Here is a 25,255-nt window from a genome sequence, read left to right as displayed (position 1 = left end):
AGTAATGTATCAATAAAAAAGTGATTTCTTTTTCTATGTTTAACAGTATTATAATGCATGTAATATGATTAATGTGTTAGATATTTACAATCCTTTGTTGTAAAAATAAAGTCAAATAAAACTACTCTATTGTATTAAAGTAAAATAATCTACTAAAATTACATAAATATTTACAGCAAGTCATATACTTAAAAAGTATTTCATTTATTATTAATAATATTTAATTATAAATAGTTCAATAATATTGAAAATTTATATATATTTTTTTTAAAATACAATGAATAAATTGAATTTTATTCATACAAGATTACATTTTTAACAGAGATTTTAATTTTCTTCTTAATCTAAAATACTATGTATTACACTATATTAAATGTATGTTAATAATATTAAAATTAATGATTTTTATATAAATAAAATATACCAATATAAAAATATAATCTACTATTTAGAATAATATAATATTTTAAATACACAATAAAATTGTGTATTGCATTTCGATATAATAACAAACATTCTACTAATTAATCATGAAAATTCGTATTTAGTAAAAAATATTATTCTTAGCTGAATTTAATTGATAATTTAAAACCATATAAACTAACATATGATCATCATATTATATAGTTTAAATGTTTTATTGAGAGCCTTAGTAAGTTATTGTTATCAATATGCTAATTCTGGATATGTGTATTCCATGAAACAATGAGATTACAATATATTTATTAATTGTAGTAAGAACATTATCCTTATGTAATTATACAGATATTTAACTTTTAAGAAAATTAAATCTTTAATAAAAAATCAGTCACATAATTTTCTATAAATATTCTAGAACAAAGTTATAATATTATATTCATAATTATACAATATAGAGCATTGTATGATGTATCTAGACCTAATAATTTCTTCATGTAAAAATATTTTTAATAAAGATTAGAAAAATTAATATTTTACTGAAAACATCATATTTTAAATGTATGTAATATTAAAATAATTCACTATCAATCAAAAACATTATTTTTTTCAAAAAACACAATGAATAATTGTAATGTAATTTTAAAAAACGAGTATTATTATTACAATAATATAATATAAATACATTAAATGGCTTATTATTATAATGTAATACATAAATTTATGCATATTATATATCGTATGCATTTACCATATTATGTAATAATATGGTCTGAACACGTACATAAAGAAATAGGTTAAATTTTAAAATAGAAATTATTAATGAAATTAATTAAAGACGAAAAAAAATGAATAAATTTTTAATTTTAATAATCTTTATTAAATATTAATTGATAATATTAAAAACGCTTTTAACTAAAAATTTATCTTAGTTAACAATTAATACATTAATTTCAAAATATGTAATTTTTACGTGAAAAATTTTTTTATTTAAGTTTATTACATAAAAATTATTACTTTTACTATAATATAATTTCAATTAAAAAAATATATAATGCTTATTAAGCTTCATTGAAGTAAAAATATACTGATAGTTTTCTTATTTTAATTACAACTAAATTTTTACTTTCTTAAATATTAATTTAAATAGATGAAATTAATTTCTGATATTACATTTAATATAATGAGCATACTTCATCTATATAATGACTTTATGACACCATCGCTCAGTGAGCGAGTCACAACCATATTAATACAACTATTTATTTATATTGAAAAATAATAATATTTAATTATTTAAAAAAGTATATATACTCAAATATGAATTTGAGAGAATTCTATATGTAACTAGACTAATATATAGTTTATTTTATATAAATTATGTCTATTCGTCACTAATGTCTTTTAAACAAGATTTAATTTATCATTATAAGCTCATAATTGGTCACGTTTAAATTCATGCATTTTAAAAAGATAAAAAATGTTATATCATAAATACACAAATATTACATTTAAAATTTTTATAATTTTAAATAAGTATAATCATTATGTTAGCAGAATGAAAAAGATAAGAGATATAATTTTTACATTATATTAGTAATAATAATGTAGGCATAGTTTTATTTGAGTAATGATATATCTGCTACTTGTAAAAATAGTTTATGCAGTTGATCTAATAGTGTTAAACGATTAATACGTATATCATCATTGTCCACCATTACCATGACATTTTTAAAAAAAGAATCTATCGGCTCACAAAGAGTCGATAATTCTAAAAGAACATCATGATAAAGCCCGGCTTCACATAATGAGCAAAGTTTTTCGCGCAATACATTTAAATGAATAGCTAACATTATTTCAGCCGGATCTTTCAATAGTGAAGCCTGTAGATCCTTATTGAAATTTTCATTAGACTGAATCAGAATATTTAATATGCGTTTATTCGCTGCTACTAATGAAGTAGATACTTCTAAAGTACGAAAAAAACTTATTGCACGTATACGTGCATCAACATCAGTAGGACAATTCGAACATTTAGCTAACACTGCTTGAATAGTATCAATGTTATGACCTTGTTCTTGATACCACGCACGAAGGCGATTGAGTATAAAATCGATGACATCATTGATGACTGTGGTATTAGTCAATTTTTTACCATACACATTTACTGCTTGTTCTGTCAGTGTTTTTAAATCTAGAGTTAACTGTTTTTCTATTATAATTCGCAAAATGCCAAGAGCTGCACGACGTAGAGCAAAGGGATCCTTATCTCCTTTTGGATGTCGATTAATACCAAAAATACCTACTAGTGTATCTATCTTATCAGCAATAGCTACTGCACAAGAAACTTGTGTTGTAGGGATTTTATCACCTATAAACCGTGGTTGGTATTGTTCTTTTTGCGCTATTGCAACGGCTTCTTGTTCACCATCATAACGGGCATAATACATACCCATTATTCCCTGAGTTTCAGAAAATTCCAATACCATTTTGGTTATTAAATCACATTTAGAAAGTAAACCCGCACGTGATGCCTGTTGGATATTTGCACCAATTTGTTCAGCAATCCAGGCAGCCAAATTTGCAATACGATGACTTTTATCCTTCATAGAACCAAGCTGTTTTTTAAAAAGAACATTATCTAGATAAGATAATCGATCTTCTAGTCGTTGTTTTCGATCAGTATTAAAAAAAAATTCAATATCTTCTAAACGTGAACGTATAACTTTTTCATTGCCAGAAATAATTTGTTGTGGATCTTTCGATACAATGTTCGCTACAAAAATAAAATACGGTAGCAACGTACCTTTAGTATCATATACTGGAAAATACTTTTGATTTTCTATCATAGTGCAAACCAAAACTTCCATTGGTATCGTTAAAAACTTTTCTTCGAAACGTGCGGTAAGCACTACAGGCCACTCTACTAATGAGGTTACTTCTTCTAATAAGTTATCATTTAAATCAGTTACACCGCCTATGTTTAATGCTGCTAATTTTACATGACGACGAATGATTTCTTTACGCTGATGATAATTTACTATTACTTTACCTTGCATAAAAAGAGCTTCTTGGTACTTATTAGCATGATCAAGGATAATCTCTCCACAACCCATGAACCGATGACTCCGTACAACTCTATCGCTGTCAATACCAAGTATTTTACCAGTAATAACCTTATCGTCTAACAGTAGAGTTACAGTATGTACTGGACGAATAAATTTGATATTTTTATCTCCCCAACGCATCATCTTTTTAATTTTCAATTTACTTAATGCTTTGTTAACTATGTTAAAAAGCAGTGTTTGTACTAATTGTCCTTTCATTCTGGCGCGATATACCAACCATTCTCCACTGTCAGTAATGAGGCGTTCAGCTTGATCGATATTGATGCCGTAAGCATTTGCCCAACTTTTTGTTGCTTTAGTAGGTTTTCCATTTGAGTCAAACGCCTTTGTAATGGAAGGACCACGTTTTTCAAAATGCATATCAGTCTGAGCATTACTTAAAGCAGTAACTTTAATTGCAAGACGTTGCGGTGATGCAAACCAATGTACTTCACCATGGCTAATATTGTTTGAATTAAGTTCATCAATAATATGAGTAGAAAAATTTTCTGCTAAAGTACGCAGCATTTTTGGCGGTAATTCTTCTGTACCGATTTCTGCCAAAAAAATATGCGTCATGTTTTTGCCTGATTGTAATTTTTTTTACACATAGGAAAACCCAATGCTTTTCTAGAAGAATAATAAAATTCTGCTAAAATTTTTGTAATAGCGCGAATTCGTAAAATATAACATTGGCGTTCCGTACTTGAAATAGCCTTTCGAGCATCTAATAGATTAAAGCTATGTGTTGCTTTCAGAATGCATTCATACGCAGGAAAAAGTAATGGTTTATCTAATGCTAGTAAATTTTGTGCTTCTTTTTCATATTGCTCAAAATAGGTGAATAAAAAACTTGTATCAGCAAGTTCGAAATTATAAATAGATTGTTCTACTTCATATTGATGAAATAAATCTCCGTAAGTCATTTTAACTAAATGATTCTCATCCCATACCAAATCATAAACATTATCAACACCTTGAAAATACATTGCTAACCGTTCAAGCCCATAGGTAATTTCTCCTGTAACAGGTCGACATTCTAATCCACCTACTTGCTGAAAATAAGTAAACTGCGTTATTTCCATACCGTTAATCCACACTTCCCAACCTATACCCCAAGCGCCTAATGTAGGATTTTCCCAATTATCTTCTACAAATCGAATATCGTGAATAGTAGGATCTAAATGTATTGCTATGAGTGAATCGAGATATAATTTTTGAAAATTATTTGGTGATGGTTTAATAATCACTTGAAATTGATAATAATGTTGTAACCGATTAGAATTTGTACCATATCGACCATCAATAGGCCGACGTGCTGCCTGTACATAAACAGCAGAAATTGGTTCTGGACCTAATGCACGTAAGAAAGTCATAGGATGTGAAGTACCTGCCCCTACTTCCATATCTAGCGGTTGGATTATGGTACAACCTTGACATGTCCAATAATCATACAACGTCAGAATTAAATTCTGAAACGTTTTTGGAAAATTTTGTTGCATGTTCAATTCACATGTATTTCAAAGAAATATATTTTAATAATAACCATATCCTTTTGTGTTCAGTACTATGATGTAGTATGGATAACAATTTCGAACATCAAATGCAGATTGAAAATAAATAGTAAAAATAGGAGATGACTTGTACAATTTAATGTATTCTATTCTAATTAATATTTTATTATAATCTACTCCCCTTCCTTAAATATGAGAAATATAATCGAGTTATAAATAATATTCCATTATATATCATAATTAGTATGTGCTTCTATTACGTATACAAGATAATATGTCAACGTTTTTATCCAAAGCATACACATTGCTCTCTATCTTATGTAAATATTACTACAATAAAGTAATATTTTAAATCAGTTAAAATATATCATTGTGTTGATATTGTCTTTATGAAGACAAAATAAAATTATTTATAGCTAAATTCTAAAACATATTCTTTACAGTTTAAATTTGATCGAATAGAAAAGCAATGTAAAAATTATCGCTATTGACGATAAAGTAATGATTAATATTTAACAATAGGATCTCATTACTATAATGAGAAGATATGAATATGGACTATTAATAGAAATTAAAAAATAACATATATCTAGATATTTTATATCATCTACTGAATATTATTATGTATATTGACTAATGTTTAACCCAATAAATATTAAGAAAATAATTTCTATTATTTTCAGAAACATCGTAATTAATAACGTTCACTAAATTAAATTAGCAACTCTTGATTTAAGAATCATATGATTAATCCATATTAATTAGTAAAAAAATAATACCATTTATAATGTGTTTAACTGAAATAAATTTCAATTTATTTTAATACGACCTAAATTTTTATTTAGCTATGACGATTAGTATGTTACTTTAAGTAAGTACACTTTTTACTTATGTTCATAGTATGTATCATTAATGTTATTTAAAATTTACCACAACGTAAATGTAATTACGGATTTATTTTTTATTAACATAATCAAAAAAATACCAATAATTTTGATTATAAATCTATACAATGATCATTGTATAATATATATTTATTTAAATCAAAATAATACTAAAAGATTAATTAATGCAATACTTTTAGGCATCAAAGAAACAGTTTAAGTATTATTTTTAAATAATTTATCATAATAACTTTTAATCTTTCTTAATAAGTACAAAAATGATATTCATCGTAAATTTAATGATTATCAGATTAATAATATTCTTGACTTAATGATTAATTAAATTATTACCTACTTAAGCAAATTATATTATAAATATTGTTCGGCAATTGGTACCTTAATTTTTTTTCACGCTAATCAATGATTTATTTAAAAAGTTTTTGTTTCATTCTTTTAAATTTAACATTATAATTTCTTATAAAAACATCTAAAATAATAAGCTTTGGAAAAATCGTCTGTGTCTTTCAATTCATTTCATTGAAGATGATAAATAACGTTTTTTCCAAAAATATGATATGTTCTTAAAAGGAAATGATGGTTATTTTTCAGAAACAAGAAAAACAAATAGTTGATGATAATGCCCATCATAATTAGCCAACAATTTTGATTAAATGATCGATAATTTGATTATGTAACATATAGATTATATATTATATATATCTGAAAAACATCAACAAAAATCATAAAAAAGCGTGCATTTATAGGCATTAGTCTATTGATAATTAACGAATATATTAGAAGTGATTATTCATATAATGGTATGAATATTCTAAAAACGAAACTTGAATATTAAAAAAATAAATCATAATGGTATTTTAATCATCTAAAAAGCTGCGTAATACTTCAGAACGGCTTGGATGACGTAGTTTGCGCAGTGCCTTTGCTTCAATTTGACGAATACGTTCACGAGTAACGTCAAATTGTTTACCTACTTCTTCTAATGTATGATCAGTATTCATATCAATACCAAATCTCATACGTAAAACTTTTGCTTCACGAGCAGTGAGACCAGCTAAAACATCGTGAGTAGCTGAACGTAGACTTTCTGACGTTGCCGAGTCTAATGGAAGTTCAAGAGCAGTATCTTCAATAAAATCTCCCAAATGAGCATCTTCATCATCGCCAATAGGCGTTTCCATAGAAATAGGCTCTTTAGCAATTTTGAGCACTTTTCGGATTTTATCTTCTGGCATCAACATTCGTTCAGCTAATTCTTCCGGTGTTGGTTCACGTCCTATCTCCTGAAGCATCTGGCGGGAAATGCGATTGAGTTTGTTTATTGTTTCGATCATGTGTACTGGAATACGAATAGTTCTCGCTTGATCTGCAATGGAACGAGTAATAGCTTGTCGAATCCACCAAGTAGCATAAGTAGAAAATTTATAACCACGACGATATTCAAATTTATCTACAGCTTTCATCAAACCAATATTACCTTCTTGAATTAAATCCAAAAATTGTAAACCACGATTAGTATATTTTTTAGCAATAGAAATTACCAAACGAAGATTAGCTTCAACCATCTCTTTTTTAGCACGACGCGCCTTAGCTTCACCAATCGACATACGTCGGTTAATATCCTTGACTTGTTGAATACTCAAATTTGTTTCATTTTCAATTTGGCGTAATTTCTGCAAGCTATGGTGTATATCTTCATTGACTTCATATAGTTTTTTTGTCCAAGGTTTATTTGTAGCCAACGCAGTTTTTAACCAATTATCATTGGTCTCATTACCTGAAAATAATGCAATGAAATATTTCTTTGGCATTTTACTTATATCAATGCATAACTTCATGATTAAACGCTCTTGAATTCGTATTCGTTCCATCATGGAACGCATATTATTAACTAAATGGTTAAATTGTTTAGGAACGAGACGAAATAATTTAAAGATATCAGAAAGATTGAGAATCTCTTCGGTTGATTTATCATGTTTACAACCATTGATTTTTATAACATTACGGGTAATTTCATATTGTTCTCGTAGTTCTATGAATTTTAGACGTGCAAGTTCCGGATCAATACTATTATTATCTTCATCATAATCATCGGTTATATCTTCTTCGACAGGTAAATCCGATCCAATATTTGAAATAGATGTTATATTTTCTATGGAATTGGGATCGATAAAGTCAATGATAATATCTGATAGACGTACTTCTCCAGTCTCTACACGATCGTATTGTTCTAGTAAATAAGTAATTGCCCTAGGGTATTCAGCAACTGAACATTGGACTTGATTAATACCATCTTCTATACGTTTTGCTATGTCGATTTCACCTTCACGAGTTAATAATTCCACAGTACCCATTTCACGCATGTACATTCGAACTGGATCAGTAGTCCGTCCAATTTCAGATTCGACGCTGGATAAGACTTGTGCTGCAGCTTCTGATACATCTTCGTCGGTATCAGAAGTAGTGTCAGTTAAAAAAAGGTCATCAGAATTCGGTGCTTCGTCAATTACTTGAATTCCCATATCATTTATCATTTGGATAATATCTTCAATTTGATCAGAATCAGTAATATCTTCTGGTAAATGATCATTAACTTGGGAAACAGTCAAATAACCTTGTTCTTTACCACGTATAACAAGAAGTTTAAGCTGTGAATGCGGGTTGTGATCCATAAGATGGTATCCACACTAAAATATTTTATTTAATGAAATAAAAACCGCTCGTTAGAGTTTAGAGGGTCGATTTAAAGCTATAACTCATATAATTTAATACAGCATATTTACTTTTCCTTACCAGTTATTTATTAGTAGTAATCAAATCATCTATTAACTATTTTTTTTGCTCTTTCTTGATTAAGTGACCACAGTTCCTGACGTTCTTGAGTGGTTAAACCATACATTCGATCACGAGCGATCAATGTTACTTGACGATCTTCAAGTATAGAGTCATAAAGACTAGACAAGGTATCCAAAAATGTCTTTTCAATTTCCTCATCAACGATCATATGGTTCCAAATTGCAAGACTTTCAAGTTGATAATAGCATTTATTCTTCCGATAATATTCTAACAACTGGCCACTAGTTAACCCAGGATGGGTCTTGCATATTTGTATTAAGTCAATAAATAACGTAATACCTGATAAATTTGACTGCTCTAACTTATCTACCCTTGGTATTAAGGTAGAGAGATAAGGATTTTGTACTAATAAACTTATTAAAATACGCATAATTGTGCGTTTTATCGTAGGTTTTAACAAAAAATTGTTTTTAGTTTTATTCTTAGACAACAATAAGTCCAATCGGTTTTCATCAAGAATGCCCAGTTTGTTACCTAACTGTTGCCGCAAATATAAACGTAATATTTTTCCAGGTACTTGTCTAATCAATGGCAGTGCTAAAGCACCTAATTTTGCTCGGCCATCATCCGTTCTTAAATCCACTTGTGCAATCAGTGTTTCAAATAGAAATTTTGATATAGATTGTGCTTGTTCAATACATATTTCAAAAGCTTCTTTACCTATTTTATGTACTAACTTGTCTGGATCTTCATCTTTGGGAAGAAACATAAAACGTAGTTGTCGACCATCAAACAAATAAGGCAAGGCATTTTTTAATGCTCGCCAAGCGGCATTACGTCCAGCTCGATCTCCGTCATAGCAGAAAATTATATGATCAGTGGCCCGGTATAACGTCTGAATATGGTCTATACTTGTTGCAGTACCTAATGAAGCTACTGCATAGTTAATTCCGAACTGTGCCAATGAAACAACATCCATATATCCTTCTACTACAAGTAATCGTGATATTTTCGAACTCTTTTGAGCTTCATACAAACCGTATAACAAACGACTCTTATGAAAAATTTCAGTTTCTGGTGAATTCAAATATTTTGGTTGTTCTTTTCCAAGAGATCGTCCACCAAAGGCAACAACTCGACCATGTTTATTTCGTATAGGAAACATAATACGTTCACGAAATCGATCATAGAATTGACCGTTTTTACTTATTACTAGCATACCTGCGTCCTGAAGCAGTCTTCGTTTTTCTGCTAAATAACCAAAATATTTAATAGTATTATCCCAACCTAGTGGCGCAAAGCCTATATTAAAATATTCAATAATTTCTTTGCTTAACATACGTTTTTTTAGATATTCACGAGCTTTACTTTCTTTTAATTCCTGTAATTTCTTCTGATAGAAATGACTAAGACAATCCATTAATTCATATAGATTCTGACGAGGATGAAATGACTGTTTATTTAAACAATGATCTATTGTAGTTTCATAGGGAACTATTAGACCATGTAAAATAGCAAGCTCTTCAATTGATTCAACAAATTCCATACGATCATAATTCATTAAGAAATCGATAGCGTTACCATGAGCACAACAACCAAAACAATGGTAGAATTGTTTGTCTCCGTTAACGGTAAATGACGGATTTTTTTCATGATGAAACGGACAAGAAGCATAAAAATTTTTGCCCTGTTTCGTTAGCTTTACCCGTGCATCAATTAATGCAACGATGTCGGTGCGTGCTAATAGTTCATTAATAAAAACGTGCGGAATATACCCAGTCATAACATGATCAAATGATCATTAAATAATCATAAATACATCCTCCTATTGGAGGAAATGACAATATTCTGAAAATTAACGAATCTTCAGATTAATCAATCTAAATTAGCTAAGAGAAGACTAATATATACGGATATGTCGTACATTTTCTCGAGCTAATTTTTTTACGTGACGTTTAATAGCAGAAGCTCTAGCGCGCTTACGTTCAGTCGTTGGTTTCTCATAAAATTCACGACGACGTACTTCAGACAGAATACCTGCTTTCTCACACGAACGCTTAAATCGACGTAAAGCTACGTCAAATGGCTCATTGTCGCGCACCTTTATTATCGGCATTGATCGTACCTCGATAAAATTAGTAGATAATTGATTCTAGTTACTTAGACTAGTATTGTGATACTAGTATTAAATTGTATGTAAGTACAAGCTTCTTGTAAAGAAAAGTACAACTAAGTTGCTGTTTAAAACAGCATAACATGTACATTATCACAGGTTCTCTTGTTAAAAACGAAGGCGACGGTCGACAAACAGCAATTATTTTTATCACAATCTTTTAAACCTGGATGTAACATTCATTACATTTTATTTCAGATTCATAAGTATTATTGTTACTGTAGAGAAAAAGGTAAAACACAATAAGTGGAGCTTTATTAAAATAAAGATTCAGATCCTATTTTTAAAATACTAGAATAAAAGGTAAAAGTTATGCGCATATTAGGCATTGAAACATCATGCGATGAAACAGGTGTAGCTATTTATGATGCACAAAAAGGACTACTCGCCAATCAGATATATAGTCAAGCAAAATTACACACCAATTATGGTGGGGTAGTACCTGAATTAGCATCTCGAGATCATATCCGAAAAATAGTACCGTTAATTCAGTCGGCTCTAGCGCAATCTAGTATTTTACCGTCATCTATTCACGGAATAGCTTATACTGCTGGGCCAGGATTAATAGGCTCTCTGATGGTAGGTGCGACTGTTGGCAGAGCATTATCATATGCTTGGAGGATACCTGCAATTGCCATCCATCATATGGAAGGACATCTTTTATCGCCGATGATGGAAACTCCGGCACCGACATTTCCATTTATAGCATTGTTGGTGTCTGGTGGTCATACTCAGCTTGTTAAAGTGAAAGGTATTGGTAAATACCAACTCTTAGGTGAGTCTGTTGATGATGCAGTGGGTGAAGTATTTGATAAAATCGCTAAACTTTTAGGACTTGGCTATCCCGGTGGAGCACCATTATCGCACTTGGCACAGCAAGGTATTGCAGGGCGATATGTTTTTCCACGTCCTATGACTAATCGACCAGGACTGACATTTAGTTTTTCTGGCCTAAAAACTTTTGTTACTAATACAATTTTGACTGTTTCTAAAAACAATCAAACGTATGCTGATATAGCGAGAGCATTTGAAGAAGCAGTTGTAGAAACGCTTCGAATAAAATGCCAACGAGCTTTAGAAATTACTGGTTTTCAAAGACTAGTGATAGCTGGTGGAGTTAGTGCTAATCTAACGTTACGTGATAATTTAACTAAAATGATGCATGAACGCGGGGGAGAATTATTTTATGCTCGTCCAGAATTTTGCACGGATAATGGTGCTATGATTGCTTATGCAGGTATGCTACGGTTGCAAACAAAAGTATCGCATGCTAATTTAGCCATTTCCGTAAGATCTCGTTGGTCTTTAGAGGAATTGCCAACATTGGAAACATAACGGCGTAATTTTTTATTATTTAATATTCTTCTTGTCCTTTATATTTATAAAGTCCCAAATCTTTTTCTCACGACCGTGCAGCAATCGTTTGATATTTTCATGATGACGTAAAAGTATGAACAAAGAGAGAATGACACCTAGATAAGTAAATTGTGGTTTAAAAAATATAACGTAAAATGGAATAACTAAAGCACAAATAATTGCGCTTAATGATGAATATCCAAAGAGTAGTATCATTAACAACCAAATTCCTATCATTAAACCAGATAAATAATAGTCGATAGGTAACATGATACCTAAGGTAATTGCAACTCCCTTACCACCGTTAAAATTAAAAAAAATTGGATAGATATGACCAAGGTAAGCAGAAATTGCTACTAGAATTAAACAAAATGATGATAGTCCTAAATTAAAGCCACTCCATACTGGAAGTATTCCTTTAAAAATATCAAAAATCATTACGAATACTGCTTCTAATTTACCGCCGAGTCGTAATACATTTGTTGCTCCAGGATTGCAAGAACCATTTATTAATGGATTCGGAAGGTGAGAAAGTTTGCAAACAAGAATGGCACTTGATACTGATCCCCATAAGTATGAAGTAACTACCATAACAAATATAATAATATTCATAATTACATGTAGCCTATAGTTATTAATTTATATTACTTTTCTATAAAAATATATTTTTATAAAATTGTAGCATTCAATAGATCTAAAATGGAAAAACGGTATATATGGATATTATCTTAATTGAAGAATTAACAATAATGGCAGTTATCGGAGTCTATGACTGGGAACAAAATCGGTTACAAAAACTGATTCTAAACTTAGAAATGGGATGGGAGAATCAGATAATAACGGATAATAATGATTCTAAAACGTACCTAAACTATGAAAAGGTTAGTGAGTCTGTCCTATCAGTTGTAAGTTGCAAGCGTTTTTCATTAATAGAAAATGTGGCCGAAGCAGTAGCAGAACGGTTAATTTCACAATTTCAACTACCTTGGATACGAATTAAAGTAAGTAAACCTGGAGCAGTACCGCAAGCACTTAGTGTTGGTGTAATTATTGAACGAAAATGTCAAAAAGAATAAAACAAACATTTAGATTTATAAACATAGACTTCTATGTAATTTTAATGTGCCCGATATCCTATTGTAATAATTTAAAAAATGGATAGGTATTCTATGGTTAAAATAACATAATATTATATCTGTTTATCTTTGTAATAAAAGGATTGAGCATAGATACATAAAGTTTCCTTTCTATAATGTATTTTAAAAATAAAACTATTTTATTTTCAATAAACGATACCATTAACTAAACTTAATTAAGCTAATTATTGCAATATTTAATTAGCATATTCAATTGTTGTAATGAACTAATAATTATTATAAATAATATAACTAAATTGATAGTTTATCAGTATAAACTGATCACTACTAAGCTTATATTTTAATTTTTAAATTAACCATTTAATTTTATTTATAAACATGATACTTATCATCATTCGTTAACGATATTAATATATCATATTAAACAATTGTTAAAATTTATCTTGAACACAATAGATAAGTAGTTTTATATTTTTAAGAAAAATAATAATATCCAATTGCATATATTGAAAATATATTATCATTAATATGGAACACTTGTAAAGTGTGTAAAATATGAATTTAAATTCAAACTCAACCATGCTCCTCTGGCATAAAAAAATAACAAGAGATATTAGTTAACATCAAAGTAAGGAATATTTCATGTTAAGCAGTATACATTGCATATCGACTGTTTAAAAAAAGTTATTAATCTTATAGAAAATTACACTAATTAAAAGTATTAGAGAATATTCACGTGGAGCGATATATTTATTAATGATTATATCATACTGTTGGTATGTAATATTTACCACTTTTTTAGTCACTGCATTAGTAATATAATTAAAATAACTAACTATTTTCGATCTATATTATGTTAAATATTAGAAAGCACATAATAATAGTATATATTCATAATTATACTTTAATATTTCATATAAGTTAATGTATTTGATTACAATTATTAATGTAATATTCAACTATAATCATTATATATTATCTAAAAAATTGATTTATTATAGATTATATTTTAAATCATTATATATTTATGTTGTTCATTTTGTATGAATATAAGAAAGTAAAAACTACGCATATCTTGCATATATTTAAAACATTGTAGACAAGTAAAATAATGACAAATCTAACATTCAATGAATAACTTTATTACTATAATAAAATTTAATAAATTAAAAATTTTGATCTTGTAATTTTACATTGTTGCCATGATCATATGTTTTAGAAACATTTTAAATTTATTAAATTTAACTATTAAAATAATAAGTATGACTACACTATAATGGTTGTAACAAAAATTAAATTAAAATTACAAAAAATTGATTTTTTCAAGAAAAAAGTAAATTTAATAAGGCAAATTTGCTAATTTATTTTTATTTATTTATATTATTAATATAATGCTTAAAACTTTTAACTAACGTCATAAAATATCATTTGTTATTTAGATAGATAATATGATTTATTACCTATTTTAGATTAAGCAAATAATATTACTCATATATTAAAATATAAAAAAATAAAAGACAAACATATATTAATTGAAGTGGCTTGTGAAATCTGACATGACATATAGCATACCATGCATGATCATTTTCCATTGATATATAAAAAAAGTCGGTTTTTCTATAACAAATTAATTATGCATATATACCTAATAAAATTAATATAGTTATTATTTATACTGTAGGAACCTACTGAATATTAATAATGATATGTTATTTTTACCCTTTTAAAATATCAATTTTTAGACCATTGCAATTAATCTAGTGATTTTTAAAATTCATATGTTAAGTAAATTTGAAAACTTATGCTGTTTATATCCAGATTAAATTTGAGATATACAAATCTAAAAAGACATATGATTCAGTTATATTTTTATATGTTTTATCTGAAAATAACATGATGTCATTTAAATGACATAATATATTACCATGTATAATATTACTTTTTTTTAAAAGCATAATACTTACATGTTGTTTTGATTACTTCATTTAAAGTAATGTTCATTGTATTAAATATCTTTTTAAAAAGACCACAGGATAGAATATATATCTTTAATATCTAGCTGATCTTCTAATGTAACTTGTTATGGTTAAATGGACACTGTAAAATTTTAATATCCATCCATTATTCAGTAATACTACCATTTATTACATGAAAAAAATCAGTAAATTTTGTCTGTTTCACTACAGAAGTAACTTATAAAACACCAAACTATCAAATAGATAGCTTATTTTATAATAAAAGTAAATACCTTATATTTCATAATAATTAAAACCACCAGAAGTATTAAAATTTACTTTTCATGATCCAATTAATTAATATTAATCCATCTTAGAAAAATAGTTTAATAAATTGAGCAATATCAAAAAATTATTTTATATAATGCCGGATAACTACAATTTAATATTAATACCATATTAAAAAAATATATCAATATTTCTTTTATTATTTTAATATTATTTTGAAGGCATCAAATCTTTTAGTGATAAGAATACTAATTATCTAAAAAATGAGATTACCTGAAGATTTTAAATATTTTACTTGATAATTCATTCATAAAGTTATTCTACTAGAATAGCGTCCATCCTTTGTTAAACAGAGGACATTAAGTTTAAAAATAAACTAACATTATTATATATTGCATAATAGAGAATATATTTTTCTATCGTCAAAATTATTTATAAACCTCTATGAATGACAATAACAACACGTTAAACATTAATTATTTCTAATCATCTTAGTACAAGATAAGACAGAAAATATATAAAATTCAATAGTAAATATTCTAATATATAGAATATATTATAATGCAATATAAAAGATATTTATAAATCATACGTTATTAACGGAGAGTAAAATTGACAATGTACCATTTTAACTTCATAGTGTCGTAATATTACTGTAGTTTTATGGACTTTCTTCTTCTACAATCGTCCAATTCGGAGAAATAAATTCAAGTTCTTGTTTCATCATTACAGGATGACATAACGATTGTGGATCATTTGTCCATACTGGTAACACACGTGTCGCTTGATTACTATCGCAGATAAAATTACCAGTATAGTCAATAAACATTCGACTAATTCCTTCAGGTGGAATTAAATCCAAGGTCAAAGGATTTTGATTATCTAGATAACGACAGTATAGCGTAAGCGCACCATCAGCTCCGGTTAATTGGCTTGATCTATTATTATCTCTACCGACCCAAATAATAGATACTTCTTTTCCATCGATACCTGCAATCCAGCTGTCGCGTAAATCATTAGTAGTACCGGTTTTTGCCGCTAAATGATAAGATGGAAATTTCGCTAATAATGCACGTGAAGTTCCATATGCTACAACCTGCTGCATAGCATATAAAGTCAAATAAGCTGCCTGGGCAGGTACTACCCGTTCTATTTGTGGAAAACTGTGATAAAGTAAATTTTTATTTTCATCTATGACTGAACGAATTGATGATAGTGTGGAATGTTTTCCACCGCTAGCTATAGTTTGAAATTTTTGTGCTACTTCTATTGGAGTCATATTAATTGCTCCAAGCAGCATTGAAGGCAAGGGATTGAGTACTGAAGATGAGACTCCTAATTTCATTAATGTAGACATAATACGACCGAGTCCTATAGAGAGTCCAAGGTTGACTGTTGGGATATTAAGCGAGTTACTGAATGCATCTATTAACATCACTTTATCACGAAATTGTCGATCGTAGTTCTTTGGTGTCCACAAAGTTCCATTTGGTTGTTTAAATGAAATTGGTTCGTCTGCTATCCAAGTATTGAGTCGATACTTATCTGGCTCACTAAGCGCAGTAAGATAAACTGCTGGTTTCGCTAATGACCCTACCGAACGTCGAGCTTGCATCGCACGGTTAAATCCGGCAAATTGCGGCATCGATCCTCCTACCATAGCACGCACTTCACCGCTAAATCGATCGATGACTACCATAGCTGCTTCTAAATCCTTTATGTTACGTCTGGTACGTAGAGCTATTATACCTTCTGTTACTGCTTTTTCTGCCGCGCTTTGCGATATTGGATCTAGGGTAGTAAATATCTTAACGCCGGAAAGATGATTAATTTTATCGCCTAACTTATTTTGTAATTCTTCACGTACCATTTGCATAAAAGCTGGTTGTGGCGTCAATACACCCCCACGGGGTTGTACGCCTAATGGACGAGCAATAGATGCATCGAATAACTTTTTGTCTATAAGTTGCTGCTTTTCTAGAAGCTTTAACACTAAATTTCGACGATCTAATACCAATTGAGAATTACGCCAGGGATTATATAAAGAAGCACCTTTTACCATACCTACTAGCATAGCTTGTTGATCAAGACTGAGTTCTTCTATTGGAGCACCAAAATAATATATACTAGCTAACGGGAAACCACGAATTTGATCACTATCATTCTGGCCAAGATATACTTCATTTAAATATAATTCTAAGATACGATCTTTACTATAGTGATGATCAAGAATCAGCGCCATATAAGCTTCATTGATTTTACGCCATAACGAGCGTGTATTGGTTAAGAAAAGATTTTTTACCAGCTGCTGTGTCAGCGTACTACCTCCTTGTACTGCTTTTCCAGCAATCATATTAGCTAAAAATGCACGACCAATAGATGAAAAATTGATACCATCATGTTCGTAGAAATGTCGATCTTCAATAGCTATTAAAATATCAACTAGTAAATCTGGAAAATCCGAACGTGGGACAAATAATCTTTGCTCCCCTTTCGGAGATTGTAAAATTGTTATCAGCCTTGGATCAAGTCGAAACAGTCCAAAACTACGTTGATTATTTTTATTTTTTATTTGCAATAGTTGATGTTTATCAAACAACATACAAACATGGAATTGTCCTTCTTTACCTTCTGGAAAATCAAATGGACGGCGCAAGACTTCAATACTATTTTCACATACTGTAAATTCTCCAGCTTGTGTAATATAAGGCACTTCACGGTACTGCAGACTTTCAAGTATAGCGATCATTTCATCTTTGCTATAATCCATACCTGGTTCTAGATTAACCGTTCGACAATAAACTGCTGCTGGTAATTTCCAAACTTTACCATTAATACGATTACAAATTAGTGAATTCAAATATATACCATAAAGTGTTATTAAAATTGTTAACATTAGTAACGTGATACTGATCATCCAACTTTTTTGTAGATAGAATCTTTTAAAAAACTTATGTGATTTTTCATGACGTAATATTGTTACCATTTTCTCTTCGAGATTGTTATAATGTACGAAGTTATCATGATCTTTGTACTTACGATGAAAAAATAAGACAAACTTAGGAGTTTTAAAAAAAAACGGTCGATTATGACGTCCGATACGTTCTCGAAACTTTACAGACATCGTACAAACTCTCCTTTCCGATAACATAGAAGCGATGTATTTCATCTTTTATTTTATCTGATTTACTCATCGTAAGTAAAAACTTCTAATTTTAGATTACAAATAGTATTAGTACATTTAATACCATATTAAAACTAAAAATTTCTAATTTTTGATATTGAAAATAAAAATCACAAGTTTTTCTATTGTCTACCAAATTCATTTTATTTGTTACTAAAATAGTAATTTATAGTTTCTGTGTATTGTTGATCATAATGATATGTGAATTATACGTGTAAATCTTATATTTATGTGCATATTATTAAATATCATTTTCTATTATTTCTAATTTTATCTTGAATTAATAGATTAAAATTAATAGAATGATAAGAGGCAATTGGATGAAATAAGTTAATTTTAAAAATTATATCAATATATTCTAATTTAGAATAGAGGCTATGATTAATAATAGTTTAATGTAAATAACTTTATTTAGACATTTAATTATAGAGACAATTATGTTCAATGCTATTCTATATTTTTTGTTTTCCTCAAAAAATCATCTTTCATGTAAGTGGTAAATTTTAACTCATACATAAATGATGGTATGTAATGCTATATTAAGATAATTAACTTATGATATAAGTTATATATTTCTTTGTAATACCTTTATTCAATATTTACTATACAGTAGACTTGTCTATCTGAAACGAACATATAAATAAATATATATAAGTAAGCTCTAATACATATAGATATTAAATATTTATAATATTTTTAATTAATAAAATAAGAAATAATTTATTTCATTTTAAGTAATCAGATGTTATCCATGATAAATAAATTAATTTTAGATTTTATACATCCATTAATGCTAATTCTTGTGGATGTATTCGAATGCTATATTAGCTTTCTAGAAAAAATATAAATTTTATATCGTTTTTATCATTTTATTTAAAGTAATAGTTAGAACATATTCTATATGTGTTATATTAATATAACAATTAAAACTATGCATCATTATATAGAATTTTTAAATCTAAAAAATTATCATTAATTTGATTGTACACTACAACTTATATAGATCATGCGATGCTAATCAGCACATATTATATTTTATGTTAATATCTTAAACATGATGATATATCATACTTTTTTAATAAAAAAATGCATTTACTATAATTATTCTAAATTTTAAATAGCGATAATCAATAAATTATCTTTATCAAAAATATTATATATATAAAATAGTGTCATTGCATATATTAAACAATATTTAAATTTTTATTATTATATTTTATTTTATATCTTCATCTCATAAGATGATTCTGTTCTAAATGTATTGATAATACATTGATAATTACACCATGTTTTTAAAATTAAAATATTTTTACATTTAATGAATGATGTGTTTGTCATTAAGTTGTCATGAAATGCATACTTAATATCTATGTCCGATATTAAAAGAATACATATAATGCTATTTATTTTACATAATAGACAATATTATGTATATATCGTCACAAATACTATTGTGTCGACTATAAATAGTAAAAATGAAAATATTGGTTATTTATTGTTCTATATTTTTATATCTATGCACAGCACAGATTAATTGTAATAATGATTATACTAAAAATTTTGGTCATAGATAACTCACTGTATTTTAGATAGTATTTGAGATATAATACTCATGAATAATGAGTGTATTTTTACATTTACAATATAAACTAATTTATAATTACATTATGAATAAATATATCCACATTACTCATATGTACAAGATATCACTATGTATATTTGACATATAATTAGATGTAAAAGAAAATTGAGTAAGTTAATTTTAAACTATTGAATTTCGTCAATTATTATGTTGAGATAACAACTATATTGTTATAAGTATTCCGATGATGAATTTTTGCATAAGAAAGTACTTTGTTATAAAGTAGTATTTCTATGTTCCATAATCATTGAAAATATCTAGTGTTAATTATACTGTTTTGATTATATTTATTTAAATTTGAATAATTTGATATACATATTTTTAATATGATTGAATCCAAAACGTTGCATTAATAAAATATTTTTCGTGTAATAGAATCTTGATTATCCTGATATACTATGAAAAACCATAAGTACATAGATGATTTTATTTCATAACTAATGTATTACACATTATATACATTTTTCTTATAAAAAATAAAAACTTTTATATATAGATTTAAGATTCTCTTTGTAGACTATATATGATATATAATCGTCAATTATAGCATCATCTATTGTTGATATGTTGATAACAGTTTATTTATTTCCATGTAGTGGATCTACTAAGGTATTTTAATGATTAAATTTACTTTACTCATGCACTCATAGTGAAACTCCATATCTTCTATGCCAGTATTCATTATAAATTGGAGTAAAATAAATAATGTTACGATTGTGAAATATGTTCTAGTATTTGTTAAAAGGTGTAAATAATATGCAAGAATGGAAAAATCGTAAAACATCTTCCTTAAACATTCTCGCCGTAGCTGGCGTAGAACCATATCAGCGTAAACCTGGAGAACAATACATGAATGAAAATCAACTTTTTCATTTCAAACAAATTCTTGAGGCGTGGCGTAATCAATTAAGAAATGAAGTAGGCCGTACTGTTTCCTATATGCAAGATGAAGCTACTAATTTTCCTGATTTGATTGATCGAGCTGCACAGGAAGAAGAATTCAGTTTGAAATTACGAAATCGAGATAGAGAACGTAAGCTTATTCAAAACATTGAAAAAACCCTAAAAAAACTAGAGGGAAATGATTTTGGTTTTTGCGAATCCTGTGGAATAGAAATTGGTATTCGTCGTTTAGAAGCACGGCCTACTGCTGATTTGTGTATTGACTGTAAAACTTTAGCTGAAATGCGCGACAAACAAATAATTAGATGAATAATTATTGAATTAAGTCAACTGAGATTTTAATAACTACAGAGCAATGTTATATATTTTACTAATCTATGTTTTTACATAACAAACATCCTATTTTCAATAGTTTCTTTTTTTCTTTTATTGCTGTTATGAAAAAATTAAGTTTTTGATATATTTAATATTATAAATATGGTAATAATACTTTATTAGATATAATAGCCTAAAAGAAATACATTTATCTTTCTAAGATATACTAAAAGTATAAGCCATAGTGATATAAATATTTTATTACTTTCCGTTATGATATTTTATGTTACTCTATTCTCAATGATTTTCAATGAGAGAATAGAGCGACGCTATTACTAATATTAATTAATATTAATTAATATGTTATTGCTATTGAACATCTTGTATATTTCCTACTTTACAATGATCTTATTAACATAATTCAATCTGTAGTTATATAGTATCGGGGGACATTGCTAAAAAATATTAAAATAAACTTTATTGTTGTCATCTAGGTTATTTGAATCAATTGATAGGTGACATGTTTACAGTTTTTTGTAAATTCATTTACACTTAATCCTTTTTAGGAAGATAATATTTTTTTGAAAATGAAAGGCACATGTAAAAAATTATTTATGCTGTTAAATTTTTTATTACTACTTTTAAGATAGTAGTAAATGAAATCCTAAACTTTTTAACTAACATATGTAGCAATATTACACAAAAATAACTAAGATGTTCATAACATTGAAGAATAACAAAAAAAGTTTTTTAACAATCTGTTTAGAATTACGTTGTACTATTATAACATACATTAAAATTTTATGATGCTGTATCTTAATAATTTTAATAATTCATTATTGACATTAGAAATTCTTGTAAAAATTGCTCATTTACTTTAGATTATAGCTAAATCTTACAATTTACAGTATATTAATTACTGGTGATTATTAAATTAAATAAAAATTACAAACAGTATAAATTAGCATAGCACAAGTGAGACTATGCTTCATAATTTTCAAAATATTCGAAAATTATATTAAATTGACTATTTTATTTACGGCCAATAAAGTCAGTTTCATTTTTTACTATAATGTATATAAAAGTTACATACTATGGTTTATTTTATATGGCACTATTTAAAATAGTATGATATACCTAGCACTTTTGTGCATTTAGGATACCATACCAGTTAATACAATGGTTTTAGCCTATTAATTATAATAAAATCTTTTTATTCACTATCTTGTAACTTATACCCGTTCATTCATGGATGTTGACATGAGTATTGAGGTGTATTATTCTTACCAAAGAAAAACACTATTATTGTAAAAAATTTCACCCTAAAAATGAGCATAACATCAGCAAAAAGGCACACTTTCACAATTATTCCACGCAATCAACATCCCATTTCGCGAAAAAAGATTAGTGAAAATGCATTAAAGGTGCTTTACCGACTCAATAAAGCAGGATATGAGGCCTATTTAGTTGGCGGCGGTGTTAGAGATCTACTTCTAGGAAAAACGCCCAAAGATTTTGATGTCACAACCAATGCTACTCCAGAACAAATGCGTAAACTATTTCGAAATTGCCGTTTGGTCGGACGTCGTTTCCGATTAGCCCATATAATCTTCGGACCTGAAATAATCGAAGTTTCTACATTCCGTGGCCATTATCAGGGATTAGAAGCTAATAAGAATAAGGTAGAATCAGATCTTATCACTAGCCATGATGGTATGCTTTTACGCGATAATAATTTTGGCTCGATTGAAGAAGATGCTCAACGTCGAGACTATTCTGTCAATAGTCTCTATTATAACATTTCAGATTGTACTTTGCACGATTATACTGGAGGGTTAAAAGATCTCCAGGAAGGGACAATTCGTCTCATTGGTGAGGAGCCAGAAAAACGCTATCGCGAAGATCCAGTGCGTATGCTGCGCGCGGTGCGATTTGCTGCAAAACTAAACATGACTCTTAGCAAGAAAACTGCTGAACCTCTTTCAAGGTTAGCAGCATTATTGAAAAATATTCCGCCAGTTCGATTATTTAAAGAAGCATTAAAATTACTACAAGTAGGTTATGCGACAGCAACCTATCGTCTTCTATGCAAATATCACTTATTTCAACATCTATTTCCACTGATCAGTTGCCATCTTACCGAAGATGGTAATAGCTATATAGAACAAATGATTAATCGTGTCCTGTACAATACTGACCAATTGTTACGAAACGATACACAAGTCAATCCAGCTTTTTTATTTGCTTCCATGCTTTGGTATCCATTACTACTACATGCAAACACATTGATGAAAAAAAAACATTTATCCTATTTTGATGCATTCTCACTAGCAATAAATGATGTTCTTCAAGAACAGTGTCGTACATTAGCAATCCCAAAAAAAATAACTAATTTAATTCGAGAGATGTGGTATTTTCAGACACGGCTATCACATCGACACAATGTATGCATACATACAGTAATAGAAGGTACAGAATTTCATTCTGCTTATAATTTATTAATACTTCGTGCTGAAATCGAGAATAATTCTGAATTGCTAGTGCTTAGCCACTGGTGGAAAAAGCGGATACTTATTGATCCATCAAACAAAATAACTATACCAACCATTCTTAACTGTAATGAGGATTTAATCTGTTCTCATTCTCGGTTAATACCTCATTATGATAGCATTTAATGGAACGAGTTTGGCTAGCATTAGGTAGCAATATGTCAGAACCGATACAACAAATAAATATAGCAATTAACACGCTAAAAAAATTATCAGAAACAAAAATGATTTTCTGTTCTTCTTATTATCGTAGTCGTCCTTTAGGATTGCAAAATCAACCTGCATTTCTCAATGCAGTAGTTATTATAGATACTTCCCTATCTCCAGAAATATTATTAGACAATATACAGACTATTGAACTCCGCCAAGGGCGCATTCGAAATCCATACCATCGTTGGGGCCCACGCAATATAGATTTGGATATTTTGCTGTTTGGTAACCATACTATTTCTACTCCTCGATTAACAATACCGCATTATGATATGCATAATCGCGAATTTGTACTTTATCCATTGGCAGAAATCACACCTAATCTGTGTTTTCCAAACGGAAGTGTGCTAACTGATTGCCTTAGACAAGTTCCACGGAATGGACTCACATATTGGAATAATATACATCAATATACGAAATTTTAATATTATCTATGTGGTCATATAATCGCACGACTGCTTATTTATATTAGTTTAATAGAAAAGATTGATGGTATACTAAGTTAATAATTAATGATAAATTTTTCATTGTATAAATAAAATAATCATTATTGTTATGCCTATTGTTTAACAAAAAGTTTATAATACATGAAGTTTTATTGTGTATGGAAAAGAAATAATAACAAATCTTAACAGACTAATAAATTAATTTTAAATGGATGTTTTTACTACCGATGAGTTGATATAATTAGTCTTAACTGAAGAAGTTTATTCGTATGTATCATTAATAATAGGTATGTTTATACTGTGTTTAATTAGTATTGATTAGGCATGAGATTAGTATGGTAGTATTTACAGAATGTTATCAATCTTATTTATAAGTTGATCAATTAGATATTACTAAATAA

General features: G+C 28.3%; 12 protein-coding genes. 5 read left to right on the top strand and 7 right to left on the bottom strand.

All coding sequences use genetic code 11. The features are described 5' to 3' along the window. Positions 1-2,036: 2,036 nt before the first annotated feature. The 5 genes from glyS to rpsU form a co-directional block, all read right to left on the bottom strand. Entirely contained in the window at positions 2,037-4,103 is a 2,067-nt protein-coding gene (gene glyS, locus ACICP0_RS00320; protein WP_395479985.1) for a glycine--tRNA ligase subunit beta, read from the bottom strand. Then, positions 4,100-5,026, bottom strand: coding sequence for a glycine--tRNA ligase subunit alpha (gene glyQ / locus ACICP0_RS00315; RefSeq protein WP_395479984.1), 927 nt, complete (start codon positions 5,024-5,026; stop codon positions 4,100-4,102). Before glyQ ends, glyS begins: the two co-directional genes overlap by 4 nt. A 1,771-nt stretch (positions 5,027-6,797) precedes the next feature. Next, complete coding sequence (gene rpoD, locus ACICP0_RS00310; RefSeq protein ID WP_395479983.1) at positions 6,798-8,612, bottom strand: RNA polymerase sigma factor RpoD; 1,815 nt, start codon at positions 8,610-8,612, stop codon at positions 6,798-6,800. 146 nt (positions 8,613-8,758) lie between these two features. Further along, positions 8,759-10,519: a DNA primase gene (gene dnaG / locus ACICP0_RS00305; protein WP_395479982.1), complete on the bottom strand. Its 1,761-nt coding sequence runs from the start codon at positions 10,517-10,519 to the stop codon at positions 8,759-8,761. 117 nt (positions 10,520-10,636) lie between these two features. Continuing rightward, positions 10,637-10,852, bottom strand: a complete 216-nt coding sequence (rpsU, locus tag ACICP0_RS00300) for a 30S ribosomal protein S21 (protein WP_395479981.1) — start codon at positions 10,850-10,852, stop codon at positions 10,637-10,639. 369 nt (positions 10,853-11,221) lie between these two features. Between rpsU and tsaD the strand changes: the two genes are divergently transcribed. After that, positions 11,222-12,244, top strand: coding sequence for a tRNA (adenosine(37)-N6)-threonylcarbamoyltransferase complex transferase subunit TsaD (tsaD, locus tag ACICP0_RS00295; RefSeq protein WP_395479980.1), 1,023 nt, complete (start codon positions 11,222-11,224; stop codon positions 12,242-12,244). A 15-nt stretch (positions 12,245-12,259) separates the two neighbouring features. Here tsaD and plsY read toward each other — a convergent pair whose 3' ends face one another. After that, complete coding sequence (gene plsY / locus ACICP0_RS00290) at positions 12,260-12,877, bottom strand: glycerol-3-phosphate 1-O-acyltransferase PlsY (RefSeq protein ID WP_395479979.1); 618 nt, start codon at positions 12,875-12,877, stop codon at positions 12,260-12,262. A 104-nt stretch (positions 12,878-12,981) separates the two neighbouring features. On the opposite strand from plsY, the gene folB reads away from it, so the two are divergent. Then, a complete protein-coding gene (folB, locus tag ACICP0_RS00285) occupies positions 12,982-13,341 on the top strand; it encodes a dihydroneopterin aldolase (RefSeq protein ID WP_395479978.1) in 360 nt (119 codons plus the stop codon). A gap of 2,925 nt (positions 13,342-16,266) precedes the next feature. Here the strand turns inward: folB and mrcB are convergent. Further along, complete coding sequence (mrcB, locus tag ACICP0_RS00280) at positions 16,267-18,729, bottom strand: bifunctional glycosyl transferase/transpeptidase (RefSeq protein WP_395479977.1); 2,463 nt, start codon at positions 18,727-18,729, stop codon at positions 16,267-16,269. Positions 18,730-21,187: 2,458 nt separating this feature from the next. On the opposite strand from mrcB, the gene dksA reads away from it, so the two are divergent. The 3 genes from dksA (at position 21,188) to folK (ending at position 24,833) form a co-directional block, all read left to right on the top strand. Then, the gene (dksA, locus tag ACICP0_RS00275) at positions 21,188-21,643 is read left to right on the top strand and encodes an RNA polymerase-binding protein DksA (protein ID WP_395479976.1); all 456 of its coding nucleotides are present in this window, start codon (positions 21,188-21,190) and stop codon (positions 21,641-21,643) included. 1,334 nt (positions 21,644-22,977) lie between these two features. After that, the gene (pcnB, locus tag ACICP0_RS00270) at positions 22,978-24,324 is read left to right on the top strand and encodes a polynucleotide adenylyltransferase PcnB (RefSeq protein WP_395479975.1); all 1,347 of its coding nucleotides are present in this window, start codon (positions 22,978-22,980) and stop codon (positions 24,322-24,324) included. Then, the gene (gene folK / locus ACICP0_RS00265; protein ID WP_395479974.1) at positions 24,324-24,833 is read left to right on the top strand and encodes a 2-amino-4-hydroxy-6-hydroxymethyldihydropteridine diphosphokinase; all 510 of its coding nucleotides are present in this window, start codon (positions 24,324-24,326) and stop codon (positions 24,831-24,833) included. Before pcnB ends, folK begins: the two co-directional genes overlap by 1 nt. Positions 24,834-25,255: the final 422 nt, after the last annotated feature.

This window comes from Candidatus Curculioniphilus buchneri endosymbiont of Curculio glandium, from assembly GCF_964275155.1.
Classification (GTDB): Bacteria; Pseudomonadota; Gammaproteobacteria; order Enterobacterales; family Enterobacteriaceae; genus Curculioniphilus; species Curculioniphilus buchneri.
This window is presented reverse-complemented; position numbering and strand designations above follow the sequence as displayed.

Bases quoted from the DNA above. Each gene is read 5' to 3' on its own strand.
- glyS (WP_395479985.1), bottom strand. From the start codon at position 4,103: ATGACGCATATTTTTTTGGCAGAAATCGGTACAGAAGAATTACCGCCA.
- glyQ (WP_395479984.1), bottom strand. From the start codon at position 5,026: ATGCAACAAAATTTTCCAAAAACGTTTCAGAATTTAATTCTGACGTTG.
- rpoD (WP_395479983.1), bottom strand. From the start codon at position 8,612: ATGGATCACAACCCGCATTCACAGCTTAAACTTCTTGTTATACGTGGT.
- dnaG (WP_395479982.1), bottom strand. From the start codon at position 10,519: ATGACTGGGTATATTCCGCACGTTTTTATTAATGAACTATTAGCACGC.
- rpsU (WP_395479981.1), bottom strand. From the start codon at position 10,852: ATGCCGATAATAAAGGTGCGCGACAATGAGCCATTTGACGTAGCTTTA.
- tsaD (WP_395479980.1), top strand. From the start codon at position 11,222: ATGCGCATATTAGGCATTGAAACATCATGCGATGAAACAGGTGTAGCT.
- plsY (WP_395479979.1), bottom strand. From the start codon at position 12,877: ATGAATATTATTATATTTGTTATGGTAGTTACTTCATACTTATGGGGA.
- folB (WP_395479978.1), top strand. From the start codon at position 12,982: ATGGATATTATCTTAATTGAAGAATTAACAATAATGGCAGTTATCGGA.
- mrcB (WP_395479977.1), bottom strand. From the start codon at position 18,729: ATGTCTGTAAAGTTTCGAGAACGTATCGGACGTCATAATCGACCGTTT.
- dksA (WP_395479976.1), top strand. From the start codon at position 21,188: ATGCAAGAATGGAAAAATCGTAAAACATCTTCCTTAAACATTCTCGCC.
- pcnB (WP_395479975.1), top strand. From the start codon at position 22,978: ATGAGCATAACATCAGCAAAAAGGCACACTTTCACAATTATTCCACGC.
- folK (WP_395479974.1), top strand. From the start codon at position 24,324: ATGGAACGAGTTTGGCTAGCATTAGGTAGCAATATGTCAGAACCGATA.